The 13,928-nt window shown below is 53.3% G+C and carries 9 protein-coding genes and 1 pseudogene; 6 read left to right on the top strand and 4 right to left on the bottom strand.

Going from position 1 to position 13,928, the window contains the following annotated elements; translation table 11 throughout:
* The first annotated feature begins 55 nt into the window (after positions 1–55).
* Together HV340_RS10640 and HV340_RS10645 are read left to right on the top strand one after the other, a co-directional pair.
* Positions 56–2,236: a type I secretion system permease/ATPase gene (locus tag HV340_RS10640; RefSeq protein WP_020884205.1), complete on the top strand. Its 2,181-nt coding sequence runs from the start codon at positions 56–58 to the stop codon at positions 2,234–2,236.
* Positions 2,233–3,408 carry an HlyD family type I secretion periplasmic adaptor subunit gene (locus tag HV340_RS10645; RefSeq protein WP_025204243.1) on the top strand — a complete coding sequence of 392 codons (1,176 nt, stop codon included), beginning with the start codon at positions 2,233–2,235 and terminating at the stop codon, positions 3,406–3,408. The genes HV340_RS10640 and HV340_RS10645 overlap by 4 nt, the downstream gene beginning before the upstream one ends.
* Before the next feature lie 35 nt (positions 3,409–3,443).
* Here the strand turns inward: HV340_RS10645 and HV340_RS10650 are convergent, their stop codons facing one another.
* On the bottom strand, positions 3,444–4,328 hold the full coding sequence (locus HV340_RS10650) for a MarR family transcriptional regulator (protein WP_014169985.1): 885 nt from the start codon (positions 4,326–4,328) through the stop codon (positions 3,444–3,446).
* 290 nt (positions 4,329–4,618) lie between these two features.
* Here HV340_RS10650 and HV340_RS10655 point away from each other — a divergent pair.
* Positions 4,619–6,082, top strand: a pseudogene (locus HV340_RS10655) (EAL domain-containing protein).
* Positions 6,083–6,114: 32 nt separating this feature from the next.
* Here the strand turns inward: HV340_RS10655 and HV340_RS10660 are convergent.
* Both HV340_RS10660 and HV340_RS10665 read right to left on the bottom strand, forming a co-directional pair.
* Positions 6,115–6,387, bottom strand: a complete 273-nt coding sequence (locus HV340_RS10660; RefSeq protein WP_014169987.1) for a CsbD family protein — start codon at positions 6,385–6,387, stop codon at positions 6,115–6,117.
* Positions 6,388–6,506: 119 nt separating this feature from the next.
* Positions 6,507–7,175: an epoxyqueuosine reductase QueH gene (locus HV340_RS10665; protein WP_059305507.1), complete on the bottom strand. Its 669-nt coding sequence runs from the start codon at positions 7,173–7,175 to the stop codon at positions 6,507–6,509.
* 899 nt (positions 7,176–8,074) lie between these two features.
* Here HV340_RS10665 and HV340_RS10670 point away from each other — a divergent pair.
* The 3 genes from HV340_RS10670 (at position 8,075) to HV340_RS10680 (ending at position 11,355) form a co-directional block, all read left to right on the top strand.
* The gene (locus tag HV340_RS10670) at positions 8,075–8,350 is read left to right on the top strand and encodes a metal/formaldehyde-sensitive transcriptional repressor (protein ID WP_063924972.1); all 276 of its coding nucleotides are present in this window, start codon (positions 8,075–8,077) and stop codon (positions 8,348–8,350) included.
* A gap of 33 nt (positions 8,351–8,383) precedes the next feature.
* Positions 8,384–9,502: an S-(hydroxymethyl)glutathione dehydrogenase/class III alcohol dehydrogenase gene (locus HV340_RS10675; RefSeq protein WP_014169990.1), complete on the top strand. Its 1,119-nt coding sequence runs from the start codon at positions 8,384–8,386 to the stop codon at positions 9,500–9,502.
* A 161-nt stretch (positions 9,503–9,663) separates the two neighbouring features.
* Entirely contained in the window at positions 9,664–11,355 is a 1,692-nt protein-coding gene (locus HV340_RS10680; RefSeq protein WP_025204238.1) for a methyl-accepting chemotaxis protein, read from the top strand.
* A 58-nt stretch (positions 11,356–11,413) separates the two neighbouring features.
* Here the strand turns inward: HV340_RS10680 and HV340_RS10685 are convergent, their stop codons facing one another.
* Complete coding sequence (locus tag HV340_RS10685) at positions 11,414–13,795, bottom strand: glucose/quinate/shikimate family membrane-bound PQQ-dependent dehydrogenase (protein ID WP_181216523.1); 2,382 nt, start codon at positions 13,793–13,795, stop codon at positions 11,414–11,416.
* Positions 13,796–13,928 lie beyond the last annotated feature (133 nt).

Genomic DNA, 13,928 nt, shown 5'->3' on the forward strand with positions numbered 1-13,928 from the left:
CCTCGCGGCCTTTTGCGTGGCTACAACGAAGAGCGATAAAAGATTTCACAACATTATGAAGACACATCCACAGTACGAACCCTGGTTGCAGGGCATGCTCATCATCGCGAAGCACTATCGGCTGGACTTCTCGGCAGAGCATGTTCGGGTCACGATTAACCATGAAAGCCAGTCTCCACGCCAGCTGGTGCTGGAAGAGATGGCACGCCAGCTTGGGTTAGGGATGCGTATGGTGGCGGCCGACGCGGTCTCCCTCGACCCGTGGCGTTTACCTCTGCTTGCGGAATTTACCGGCGGGCAAATCGCGGTCATTAACCGCATGGACAGCGAGGGCAACGTGAGCCTGCAGTTCAGCGGTGACGGCGGCCTGGAGACGACGCTGACGCGTGAGGCGCTGTGCTCACGGTTAACTGGACTGCTGGTGCTGCGCCCGCTCGAGTCCACGCCGGATGCCCGGGTGGATGATTACATCAAACCGTATGAGAAAAACTGGTTCTGGCAGCTGGCCCTGAAGGACTGGCGACGCTACAGCGATATTATGCTGGTGGCGCTGGTCGCTAACGTCCTGGCCCTTTCCGGCATGGTCTTTTCCATGCAGGTGTATGACAGGGTGGTGCCCTCGCAATCGGAAGCCACGCTGTGGGTCCTGTTTGGCGGCGTGATGATCGCCATTGTTTTCGAATTCATCATGCGCATGCTGCGCGTGCACATTTCGGATGTGGTGGGTAAACGCGCCGACCTGCGTATTTCTGAACGCGTTTTTGCACACGCGCTGAGGATTAAAAACGGGGCGCGCTCTAAGTCAACCGGGTCGTTCATTGCCCAGATCCGCGAGCTGGAGTCGGTTCGTGAACTGATCACGTCCACTACCATTGCGGCCATCTCCGATCTGCCGTTCTTCCTGCTGTTTGTGTTCATTTTGTGGATGATTGGCGGTCCGCTGGTACTGGTTGTCCTGCTTGCCGTGCCGCTGCTGCTTATCCCGGGCCTGCTGGTCCAGCGCCCGCTGGGCAAACTGTCCAGCGAAGGGATGCGCGAGTCCGCCATTCGTAACGCCACGCTGGTGGAAGCGGTTCAGGGCATAGAAGACATCAAGCTGATGCGCGCTGAACAGCGCTTCCAGAATCAGTGGAATAACACCAATGATGTTGCCGCTAACGTCGGCATGAAGCAGCGCTGGCTGACCGGGCTGTTGCTGACCTGGACGCAGGAGGTGCAGTCGATTGTGTATGCCGTGGTGCTGCTGGTGGGGTGCTACCTGGTTATCAGCGGGGACATGACCACCGGTGCGCTGGTGGGGACCTCTATTCTCGCGTCGCGGACCATCGCGCCGCTGTCGCAAATTTCAGGCGTGCTCTCCCGCTGGCAGTCGGCGAAAGTGGCGCGTAAAGGACTCGACGATCTGATGCAGCGCCCGATTGACGATCCTCAGCAGGGCAAGAAGGTGCATAAAGCCCATCTGCGGGGGGATTATGCGCTGGAAGAGGTGGGGTTCTGGTACGACGATGAAGAAAAACTCACCGTTCTGAACATCAGCAAACTGCAGATTCGCGCCGGTGAGCGGGTGGCGGTGCTCGGACGCAACGGCTCCGGCAAAAGCACGCTGCTGCAGCTGCTGGCAGGGATGCAGGAGCCTCAGCAGGGCAGCATTCTGCTGGATGATATCGCGTTGAACCATCTGGACCCGGCTGACGTGCGCCGTGACATGCAGCTGCTGAGCCAGCAGGCGCGGCTGTTCTTTGGCTCTGTGCGGGACAACATTCTGATGGGCAACCCGCTGGCCACCGACGATGAAATCCATCAGGCGCTGGTGAACAGTGGTGCGCTGGAGTTTGTCCGCAAACAGAAAATGGGGCTCAACTACATTATCAACGAAGGCGGTGCGGGCCTGTCCGGCGGGCAGCGTCAGGCGTTATTACTGGCCCGTGCTCTGATCACCTCTCCAAACATTTTGTTGCTGGATGAACCTACCGCCTGGCTTGACGAGATGAGTGAGAAGCAGTTTATCCAGCACCTTAAACCGTGGTTGGGCAAGCGCCGGACGCTGGTGGTCGCGACCCATCGTCTGCCTATTCTGGAACTGGTTGACCGTATCATCGTGCTGGAAAACGGCAAGGTGATCATGGATGGCCCGCGCGACGCCATTCTTCGCCAGCACGGTATGGCGCCGCAAAAAGCCTCACAGCGTACCGTGACCATGAAACCGACACCAGTAGCAGAGGAGGGCGTAGCATGACTGATTTCTCTCGCGTCAACAGCCGCCTGAAGGAGCCACGCTTGCCGCGGTCAACCTGGGTCGCCTGGTCGCTGTTCGCCCTGCTGGCGGTATTTATCACCTGGGCAAGCCTGTTCAGCCTTGATGAGGTCACCACCGGTAGCGGCAAGGTGATCCCCTCTTCGCACGAGCAGGTGATCCAGTCCCTTGAGGGGGGCATTATTCACAGTTTGCTGGTGCGTGAAGGCGACATCGTTGAGCGTGGTCAGCAGCTGGCACAGCTTGACCGGACGAAAACAGAATCAAGCGTGCTGGAGAGTGAATCGCGCCTGAATGCCGCGCTGGCAACCGCCTCGCGTCTGAAGGCCGAAGTGAACGACACGGCACTGGCTTTTCCGGCAGAGCTGGATGATGACGTTGAACTGGTCAAACAGGAAACGGCGCTGTATCAGTCTCGTCGCGAAAGTCTTGAGAAAGGGTTGGCAGGGTTACGGCAGGGGGCCGAGCTGGTGCAGCGAGAGCTGTCGCTAACCCGTCCGCTGGTGACGCAGGGGGCAGCCAGTAAGGTGGAGGTGTTACGTCTTGAGCGTCAAAAAAATGAGCTTGAGAACAAAATCACCGAGATGAAAAACCAGTATTACGTTCGCGCCCGTGAAGAGCTGGCGAAAGCGAACGCGGAGATTGAAGCGCAACGTTCGGTGATGAAAGGGCGTGAAGATTCGTTGACCAGACTGACCTTCAATGCGCCGGTGCGCGGGATCGTTAAGGATATCGACGTGACAACCGTGGGAGGGGTGATTCCGCCAAACGGCAAGCTGATGAGCCTGGTTCCGCTTGATGACCAGATGGTAATTGAAGCGAAAATCTCGCCGCGCGATGTCGCCTTTATTCATCCGGGACAAAAAGCGCTGGTGAAAGTGACCGCCTATGACTACTCCATTTACGGTGGGCTGGAGGGCGAGGTGACCATGATTTCGCCGGATACGCTTCAGGATGAGGTGAAAAGGGATGTGTATTACTATCGGGTCTATATCCGCACTGACAGTAACCATCTGACCAATAAACAAGGCAAAACCTTCCCGGTGTTTCCGGGGATGATTGCGACCGTTGATATTAAAACAGGCAGTAAAACGATTCTGGATTATCTGTTGAAACCGCTTAATAAGGCGAAAGAGGCACTGCGGGAACGGTAAACAAAGGGCGTTCGGGAAACCGAACGCCAGAAACATTATACCGTCGACGTTACGTTAACAACGTGGCGTCGTTCTTTAGGAACGACGTTGATATAGTGAGTCACATAGGCGAAGTATAATCCGGCATAGTTTTCGACCAGTTCTATAAACGCCGGGTAAATCGACATCTGGCCATCACCCTGATCTTTAAGATAACCCGCCTCTTGCGCCGATTTGATAATACGGTTGACGTGGATCCGTGAAACAAAAAATTCTTTAGCCAGTAAGTTGGCTGAATAAGGTATTACTGCACCATGTGCGGTTTTATTTTTTATGGCCTGCAGGTAAAGATATAACATTATCATTCGCCCTCCATCTTTATCAATAAACAATCCCACTTCAGGCAAAACCTTCCTGAACGTTAACCCCCTGAAAAGGTATTCCGCTGCGCGACGGAAAAAGTTATTTCGCAGGATGTCGTTATCCAGCAGATTAACGTTGATATTAAACTTTGGGAAAAGAATACTTACCGGCAAAAATGCGCCGGACATGTAGCGTTTAAGTTCATTAAGTCCCTTTTCAGTCGGTGCGATTCTCGTTTTGCGTCTGTCTTCACTGCAGCGCCAGGTCTTGATGCGCCCGGTGGTTCTGAGCAAGGTGATGATCGCAATCACACTGTTGGGGCTGGCAATTTTATAACGGGAGCATAATTCTTTAATTTCTGATACTGACTCAGCCTGATTTCCAAAGATAAAACAACACATGGAAAGAATAATGTTGAACCGTGATTCCTGAAGCATCGTTTTGTAGAACAAAGGTTGTTTTTTGTAGATGGCGTCATTAATGGTGTAGTGCTCTGTTATTGCCTCACTGAATCGCGGATTGTTTTTAATGACATCCCTTCGATGTAGCAAGGCCCTGGATGAGATATGATTATCCATAGCGTTTGTCTCTTATATGAATGAGCCGATAGATGAAGTATCCAGTCTTCTTTCGGATTTTTCATTATACCTTGAGATTGACATATTTACCGTTATTATTTGATGCGAATTTTATATTTATACTGCATATGGATACAGGCGGTGATTAACACAAAGATGTTCTCGTTAGTCACGTTGATAACGGTTTCTTAACCTGATGGTGTACTGTAAAATTATTATCAACAACAGGGTTTTTTATATTTTGTTACATTCACAAATGGGATATATGTTTTTGTGCCCAGGAGCAGGTTATGACCCAAAATATTTCTTTCAGAAATGCTGCTTTTTATGAGCAAAAATTTGTCATCTCAACCTGCCATTTCACATTTCAGGGGTACAGTCTGTTACTCAAACAGTACGGTATAGACGCTTCGCACGTTCGTTTTGAGGGGGATGAACCTTCCCGGCAGGATCTGGAAAATATCCTTAGCAGTCAAAACGCTCAAATCTCGGTGTTTCTCGGCAAAGGTGTGGTCTCTCTGCTGGAGAGCCTGAAGCGACTCGCTTGCGTGCTAAATAAACTTCCTGTTATTCGAAAGGTAACCCTGTACGGGGAAATGCCGGATGGCTGGCTGTATCGAACGCTGGGGAATCTTTTAAATAATACTTTCCAGCTTTCATTGATTCGTATAGCCAGCGTGTCTGATGTTATGACCTGTTTTCGTATGCATAATGACGTATTTAAGGATAACTCACGTTCATTGCGTGACCAATACTGGGGGGTGTCTTATCAGGAAAACGTAAAAGGTTTAACCGAAAGAGAGGTAAGTGTTTTATTAAATTTTTATCGCGGAATGTCAGTAAAAGAGCAGTGTGAAAAAATGGGGCTGTCTAATAAAACGGTTTATACCCATCGTAAGGAAGGGGTGAAAAAATTACACCAGATCCGACGCTGGCTGAAAGATCCGCATGCCTTAAGAATGGAAGGCAGCACGGAACGGTTAACGCAAAAAGAAAGTCTCTCTGCCAAAGAGACGGCGGTTTATAATGCATTGCTAAAAAGAGAGATATTCCCTGCGTATTAGATCATAACCGATCGGTATAAGAAAGGGGTGGGGTTTGAGATACTCATTCGCTGGAATAATAATGGTAGAATTATCAAACCAGTTAATTTTCTTACTGATATTTCAAGCCAGGAAATATGGCTAAAAATTACTGCGCTAGTGATTCATGCTGCGGTGTCGGGTATTAATAAATATAACGGTAAATATTATTTTTCCGTCAATATCCCCCCGCGACTTGCCTCGGGGAATGCACTTCCCGACATGGCCAAAAAGGCTGTGGCGATGCTGCTCAATCCGCAGTGGGCCGACAAACTGGTCTTTGAATTTGCCGAAGAGATTGATGTGACCAAAGATAGGACGATCCCAGAAACCATGCGGCGTTTACGCAATACCGGGTGCCGGCTGTTTCTCGATGACTGCTTTTCCAACCATCAAACCATGTTCCCGGTAAGGCAGGTGCATTTTGATGGATTAAAGCTTGACCGGGATATCGTCGAGCATTTTGTGGCGAATGACAACGATTATAATCTTATTAAAGCGATACAGATATACAGCGATATGACAGGCACGGATTGTATTGCTGAAGGGGTGGATAGCGAAGAGAAGTTTGAGAAGTTAGTTGCCCTTGGGGTTAAAAGCTTTCAGGGCTATTATCTGTCGCGAGCGGTGAAAGAAGACGAATTAGATCGCATGGTCAGATTGTTTAGCTAAAGCGCAAAAATAAAGCCCCGAAGGGCCTTTATTTATTTTCGACCCAGTAACAGGCCGAGAACAATACCTACCGCCCCCGCAGCAATTAAACCCGTCAGGGGATTGTTTCTCACCGCTTCAGTGACATCGGAAACGGCGTCGCTGGCCTGTGCGGCATATTTCTTGGCAGCACCTTTAACCTGATGCTTAGGGGAGTCAACGAAATCGCCAAACTGCTGCTGGGCTGAGCCTGCCAGTTCATCGAGTTTATTTTTCGCTTTGTCTTCTGCAAACTGTGTATTTTTATCAGTATTGAAATCAGTCATTTTTGCCTCCTTGTGTTGATAGTATAAGGATAGCCTCTCTTTTGCGTTTTAAGGGAAGCAGGGCGGAATTTGGCACAAAATCCTCCTGTTTTCGGATATATCTCTATGCCATAAACCTTTTATTTCTCATTCTCATCCTGACCGTAATACAGTTTCCCAATCCGGATAAGCGGGCGGCCCTGAGACTTGCGGTGCAGGTTACTGTCCCTGAGCGAATACACGCACCCGCAATATTCCTGCTGGTAAAACTGTTCCCGCTTGCTTATCTCAATCATGCGCGAGGAACCGCCCTGTTTGCGCCAGTTGTAGTCCCAGTAGACCATCCCCGGATAGCGCGCTGCCGCACGCTGGCCGCAGTCATTTATCTGCTGCATATTCTTCCAGCGGGAGATCCCTAATGAACTACTGATGACGCGAAAACCATTTTCTGCCGCATACAACGCTGTGCGTTCGAAACGCATATCGAAGCACATGGTGCAGCGGATACCGCGCTCGGGTTCCCATTCCATGCCCTTAGCGCGTTCAAACCAGTTATCGGTGTCGTAATCGGCATCGACAAACGGCACGCCGTGTTTTTCCGCAAAGCGAATATTCTCCTCCTTACGGATGAGGTATTCCTTTTGTGGATGAATATTGGGGTTATAGAAAAATATGGTGTAATCAATTCCCGAGGCCTGGATGGCCTCCATCACTTCTCCCGAGCAGGGGGCGCAGCAGGAGTGCAGCAGCAGTTTGTTGGCACCGTCTGGCAGGGTAAGTTGAGGGCGGATAAAGGGGGTTGTGCTCATCGTATCAACTCTATGTGAATGAAATTTATTGAATTGTAGTCCCGTAATCGAAGAAAGTGAACGTTCAGGTCAAACCTCGGCGAACGTAAACATACACGTTTCTTTTCTATGGCTCCGATCACGTCACCTCATATTCCCCCGATCCTGCGACGACTCACAGCAATCATGCATTGACCGAAGGAATAAATTCGACATAATTTATTTCTGTGGTGAATCCTCTTTGACGAGAGGGCGTTTCGGACTACTGCTGTCCGCAGGTATACACGCGTTTTTGCTTACCAGGGGAGAGTCACTGGGATGCACCCGACACCACGATTCTTTCTTTTCATTTTTTATCCCATTGGAAGGGTATAGAGTGCACAAGTTTAATTCCTCTCTTCTTGCGATTTTTTTGCTGACAGGTTGTAGTTCCGATCTGGTTCTCAGCCCACCTCAAAAACCTGAATACAAGGCTATGCCAGAGATAACCCAGTCTGTGACGCCATCCCAACAGCGTGCGATCATGGCTGGCGAGAGGCCTGATTGGTCAGAAAGGACGCCAGTCGGCACCATGAAACGATATTGATAAATACCTAGCGACCAGGGCTGCCATTAGGTGGCCTTTTTTATTGTGATGAATGCGCGGGATGTGATGGCTACAGTCCCTTGTTTGCTCAGCCACAGGGCTCTCGTGCCTGGTGCGACGTTGTACCTATCAATTGGCTAAGAATAAGTGGGTGTAGAGATGTAAACTACTGAATATTTTAGAAAAATAGGTAATGGAATGAGTATAAAGTTACTTTATGTCCGAAAGAGCCTTTTACCCCCTCAGCTAACTACACGATAACCACGTCAAACCTAATGTTTACATAAAGCTGCTTTCAAAGATACAATACCCCCCTATAGTATCAGGAGGGCGTATGCCGCATTCACCCGCAGATAAAAAACGTATTCTGACGCGCGTCCGCCGCATTCGAGGGCAGGTTGATGCTCTTGAGCGTGCACTGGAATCGGGCGACCCCTGTCTGTCCATCCTGCAGCAAATTGCCGCCGTGCGCGGCGCTGCGAATGGGCTGATGGGCGAAATGGTTGAAATTCACCTCAAAGATGAGCTGGTGACCGGGGAGACAACGCCGGACCAGCGGGCCGTTCGCATGGCAGAAGTCGGCCATTTGCTGCGCTCTTATCTAAAATAAACCCACAGACCTCACAATAAGGGAAGAGACATTATGAAATCTCGCGCTGCTGTCGCATTTGGCCCCGGCCAGCCGCTCAAAATCGTTGAAATCGACGTGGCTCCGCCGAAGAAAGGCGAAGTCCTGATCAAAATTACCCATACCGGCGTGTGTCATACCGATGCGTTTACCCTTTCGGGTGACGATCCTGAAGGCGTGTTCCCGGCGGTACTCGGCCACGAAGGCGGCGGGATTGTGGTGGAAGTCGGCGAGGGCGTGACCAGCCTGAAACCGGGTGACCATGTGATTCCGCTGTACACGGCAGAATGTGGTGAGTGTAAGTTCTGTAAATCCGGCAAAACTAACCTCTGCCAGGCGGTTCGCGCTACTCAGGGTAAAGGTCTGATGCCAGACGGTACCACTCGCTTCTCCTATAACGGTGAGCCGATCTATCACTACATGGGCACCAGTACCTTCAGCGAATACACCGTGTGCGCGGAAATTTCGCTGGCGAAAGTGAACCCACAGGCGCCGCTGGATAAGGTTTGCCTGCTGGGCTGCGGCGTGACCACCGGGATTGGCGCGGTGCATAACACCGCAAAAGTGAAAGAGGGCGACACCGTTGCGGTGTTCGGTCTGGGCGGTATCGGTCTGGCGGTTATCCAGGGGGCGGTGCAGGCGAAGGCGGGTCGTATTATCGCTGTCGATACTAACCCGGAGAAATTCACACTGGCAGGCGAAATGGGTGCCACTGATTTCGTGAACCCGAAAGACTACGATAAGCCGGTTCAGGATGTGATCGTTGAGATGACCGATGGCGGCGTTGACTTCAGCTTCGAATGTATCGGTAACGTTAACGTGATGCGCTCCGCGCTTGAATGCTGCCACAAAGGCTGGGGTGAGAGCATCATCATTGGCGTTGCCGGTGCGGGCCAGGAGATCAAAACCCGTCCATTCCAGCTGGTGACCGGCCGTGTGTGGCGTGGTTCAGCGTTTGGCGGCGTGAAAGGGCGCACCCAGCTTCCGGGCATGGTGGAAGATGCAATGGTCGGGAAAATTCAGCTCGACCCGTTCATTACCCATCGCCTGCCGCTGGAGCAAATCAACGACGCGTTCGATTTGATGCACGAAGGTAAGTCCATCCGTACCGTGATTCACTTCGGCGACAAGTAACTCTTCTGCCAGCGGTTTTTTTGCCGCTGGCGTTTCCTGCATAATCTTCTCTAAAGTGTGACCTGCCTTGCGCTTTTAGCCGTAAGCTAATCTCTAGCCGTGCCGATGACTATTTTACAGGCGTGTTTTTACGCATCTTACCTACAAGAGAGTCGACGGTCATGGACAACACAACAACGATGCAGGCGCAGCGCACGCTGAGCTTTTTGCATCATATCAGGCTGGTTCCGCTGTTTTCCTCCATTCTCGGTGGCATTATTTTGCTGTTCGCCTTGAGCTCAGGTCTGGCGGGCTATTTCCTGCTGCAGGCAGACGCCGATCAGCAGGATGTCACATCAGAAATTCAGGTGCGTATGGGGCTGTCGAACAGTTCTAACCATCTTCGCACCGCGCGTATCAATATGATCCACGCTGGCGCGGCCAGCCGTATCGCCGAGATGGATGCAATGAAGCAGAACATCAGCGAGGCGGAAAAACGTATTAAGCAGTCTCAGGATGGCTTTAATGCGTACATGAACCGCCCCGTTCGTACGGCGGAGGATGAAGCGCTGGATGCCGAACTGAAAACACGCTTTGACGCCTATATCGCGGGCCTTCAGCCGATGGTTAAATTTGCCAAAAACGGCATGTTTGAAGCGATCATTAACCATGAAAACGAATCCGCGCGCCCGCTGGATGACGCCTATAACGCCGTCCTGCTGAAGGCGATTAAGATCCGTACCGACCGGGCCAATGCCCTGACGGCGCAGGCGCACAGCCGCACGCAACTGGGCCTGATGTTTATGGTCGGGGCGTTTGCCCTGGCGCTGGTGCTGACTGCGCTGACCTTTATCGTGCTGCGCCGCACGGTCATCAATCCGCTTCAGCGTGCTGCCACCCGAATCGAGAACATTGCGAAAGGCGACCTGACGATGCCGGATGATGTCGCCGGGCGCAGCGAAATTGGCCGACTGACGCGCGACCTGCAAACCATGCAGCACTCGCTGGAGACCACGGTTGGCACCGTACGCCAGGGGGCGGAAGAGATCTATCGCGGAACCAGTGAAATCTCGGCTGGCAACACCGATCTCTCATCCCGTACCGAACAGCAGGCGGCCGCCATTGAGCAGACTGCCGCAAGTATGGAACAGCTGACCGCGACGGTGAAACAGAATGCCGATAACGCGCACCATGCCAGCAAGCTGGCGGAAGATGCCTCCGGTAAAGCCAGCCGTGGCGGCCAGATGGTCTCCGGCGTGGTGAAAACGATGAGCAATATCTCCACCAGTTCGAAGAAGATCTCTGAGATTACTGCGGTGATTAACAGCATTGCGTTCCAGACCAATATCCTGGCGCTCAATGCGGCAGTAGAAGCAGCGCGTGCGGGTGAACAAGGACGCGGCTTTGCGGTGGTGGCAAGCGAAGTGCGTACCCTGGCGAGCCGAAGTGCAAATGCCGCGAAAGAGATTGAAAGCTTGATCAACGAGTCGGTTTCCCTGATCGATCAGGGTTCGGGTGAAGTGGTCGCCGCGGGCAACACCATGAACGACATCGTCGATGCGGTGAAACGCGTCACCGATATTATGCTGGAAATTGCCGCCGCCTCCGACGAACAGAGCCGCGGTATCGAGCAGGTCAGCCAGGCGATTTCGGAGATGGACAAAGTGACGCAGCAGAACGCCTCGCTGGTGGAAGAAGCCTCTGCGGCGGCGGCCTCCCTGGAAGAACAGGGCGCGCGTCTGACCGAGGCTGTCGGGGCATTTCGTCTGAGTGGCGCAAAGCCTGGCCGTTCAGTCTCGTCTGCGCCAGCGGTGAAAAACGCACCTTTACGTCCTGCGCCTGCGGTGTCGGGTGATAACTGGGAAACGTTCTGAGTCGTCCGGGGTAAACGGGTGAAAAAAAAAGGGACCGTCAGGTCCCTTTTTTATTGCGTTACTGCTTATCCGGCAGCGCGTAGGCAATCACGTAATCACCGCGATCCGGCGACTGACGGGCACCCCCCGCGTTGATGATGATGTACTGTTTACCGGTTTTCGGTGAAACATAGGTCATCGGTCCGGACTGGCTACCGACCGGCAGACGGTCTTTCCAGATCTCTTTCCCGGTGGCGGTATCAAACGCGCGCAGGTAGAAATCCTGAGTGCCGGCAAAGAACAGCAAACCGGACTGGGTAGCGAGGGACGCGCCCAGGGTCGGCATACCGATTGGGATCGGCATATGCATGCGAATGCCAAGCGGGCCAGTATCTTCCACCGTACCAACCGGAACCTGCCACACCAGCTTGCCTGATTTCAGGTCAACGGCTGACATGGTGCCAAACGGTGGCTTCTGACACGGAATGCCCAACGGCGACAGGAAGCGTTCACGCATAGCCCCGAACGGTGTACCGTCCATAGGCACAATACCCATCTCAATGCCGCTGGCGTTTTTCGCCACGTTGGCACGCGGTACCATGTAGTTTGCCAGGCCCAGGCGCATATCGTTAACGAACATCAGGCTGTTGTTCGGGTCGATTGAGACGCTGCCCCAGTTCATCCCGCCAAGGGAGCCCGGGAACTGCAGGGAACGGTCGAGACCCGGTGGGGTGAAGACGCCCTGGTGACGCATCTCTTTAAACTGAATGCGGCACAGCAGCAGGTCTACTGGCGTCGCCCCCCACATATCCGATTCGGTCAGCGTCTGGTTGCCAATCATCGGCATGCCAACAGAGTACGGTTGGGTCGGGGAGTAACGTTCACCTTCAACGTTACCGGCCGGTACCGGGCGCTCTTCGACTTTCGCCACGGGCTTGCCGGTTTCGCGGTTGAGCATAAAGATCATGCCCTGCTTGCTGGTCTGCACCAGCACCGGCGTGGTGCCACCTTTACCGTCGGGTAAATCGTACAGCAGCGGCTGGGAAGGGAGATCAAAGTCCCACAGGTCGTGGTGGGTGGTCTGGAAATGCCAGCGCACCTGACCGGTGGCGGCGTCCACCGCCACGATGGAGGAGCTGTACTTGTCATCCAGCGCCGTACGCTCACCCGCCCAGAAATCTGGCGTGGCGTTGCCGGTTGGCAGATAGATCAGGTTCAGTTTTGCATCGTAAGACATGGCAGACCAGACGTTCGGCGTGCCGCGTGTATAGGTCTGTCCTTCCGGTGGGAGGCCGGTCAGTTGCGGATTACCCGGATCCCATGCCCATGCCAGCTTACCGGTATGAACGTCATACGCACGCACGATGCCCGGCGGTTCACCGGTGGAGAAGTTATCCGCGATACGACCGCCGACCACCACCACATTCCCCGCGACCAGCGGCGTGGAGGTCTGCTGATAGTAGCCCGGCTTGATTTCCCCCATCCCGATGCTCAGGTCAACGGTGCCACGATCGCCAAAGTCTTCACAGACTTTGCCGTTATCCGCATTGATGGCTATCAGTCGCGCATCGGTGGTCGGCAGGAACAGACGACGAGGGCAGGCCGCAGGCTGTGCATCTGCCTGTGACGTTGTCACGCTGCTGTGGTCTTCAAAATAACCCAGACCGCGGCAACGCTGCCAGTTCGGTGCCGAGGCTTTCGCGTCGTAACGCCATTTCTCTTTACCGGAGTCGACGTCCAGCGCCAGGACTTTACTGTACGGCGTACAGACATACAGCGTGTCGCCAATTTGCAATGGGGTGTTCTGATCTTCCGCACCGGAGCCGTTGCTCTGAGGAATATCCCCCGTGTGGGCAATCCAGGCCACCTTCAGATCGTTCACGTTTTGTTTGTTAATTTGATCGAGGGCGGCGAAGCGGTCACCGTGGGTGGTATTGCCCCAGTGCGCCCAGTTTTTCTGCTCCTGACCTGGTGCGACCGGTTTTACCGGTACCGGCTCATTCGCCGCCACCAGCGTTTGCGGCTTGAACATCCAGCCGAGGCTCACCAGCATCACGACCGCCAGAACGGCCGCGACGCCAAACGCCGGTGCTTTGTTCGGGGCGTTGTGGTTTGCTGCGCGCATAAACGGCCAGACGATGGCACAGAGGAAGGCCAGCACGGCAAACGTAAAGAGGCGCGAGAAGAGCGGCCAGAAATCCCATCCGGCATCGCTGACGGCCCAGAACAGCGAGGCGATAAACGCGATGCCATAGAGGACGATCCCGCTGGCGCGGTTGATGAAAATCAGGACGGCGGCAATCACCATCGCCACGCCCATGATCAGGAAGTACCCACTTCCGCCTACGGTAACAAGCTTTAAACCTAAGCCGCCAACAGCCAGACCGATGAGCGTCATCAGTCCGGCAAGGAGCCACTGCAGGATACGGGGTATCCCACGTGGCGCGCTGCCAAATGCCATTTCTGTCTCCTTTAAATCCCCCGCGTTGCGGAACGGTGCCGAATATGTACCAATTGGGTAATAATCGCGGAGGGGGATGAGGTTTTATACGGTTTATCCGCATTATGTGCGGTTGAATTCCTGTTTAACAAAT

This window comes from Enterobacter sp. RHBSTW-00975, assembly GCF_013615235.1.
GTDB classification, from domain to species: Bacteria; Pseudomonadota; Gammaproteobacteria; order Enterobacterales; family Enterobacteriaceae; genus Enterobacter; species Enterobacter ludwigii.

Excerpts from the sequence above, each read along its gene's own strand:
- HV340_RS10640 (WP_020884205.1), top strand. The coding sequence starts at position 56 with ATGAAGACACATCCACAGTACGAACCCTGGTTGCAGGGCATGCTCATC.
- HV340_RS10645 (WP_025204243.1), top strand. The coding sequence starts at position 2,233 with ATGACTGATTTCTCTCGCGTCAACAGCCGCCTGAAGGAGCCACGCTTG.
- HV340_RS10650 (WP_014169985.1), bottom strand. The coding sequence starts at position 4,328 with ATGGATAATCATATCTCATCCAGGGCCTTGCTACATCGAAGGGATGTC.
- HV340_RS10660 (WP_014169987.1), bottom strand. The coding sequence starts at position 6,387 with ATGACTGATTTCAATACTGATAAAAATACACAGTTTGCAGAAGACAAA.
- HV340_RS10665 (WP_059305507.1), bottom strand. The coding sequence starts at position 7,175 with ATGAGCACAACCCCCTTTATCCGCCCTCAACTTACCCTGCCAGACGGT.
- HV340_RS10670 (WP_063924972.1), top strand. The coding sequence starts at position 8,075 with ATGCCGCATTCACCCGCAGATAAAAAACGTATTCTGACGCGCGTCCGC.
- HV340_RS10675 (WP_014169990.1), top strand. The coding sequence starts at position 8,384 with ATGAAATCTCGCGCTGCTGTCGCATTTGGCCCCGGCCAGCCGCTCAAA.
- HV340_RS10680 (WP_025204238.1), top strand. The coding sequence starts at position 9,664 with ATGGACAACACAACAACGATGCAGGCGCAGCGCACGCTGAGCTTTTTG.
- HV340_RS10685 (WP_181216523.1), bottom strand. The coding sequence starts at position 13,795 with ATGGCATTTGGCAGCGCGCCACGTGGGATACCCCGTATCCTGCAGTGG.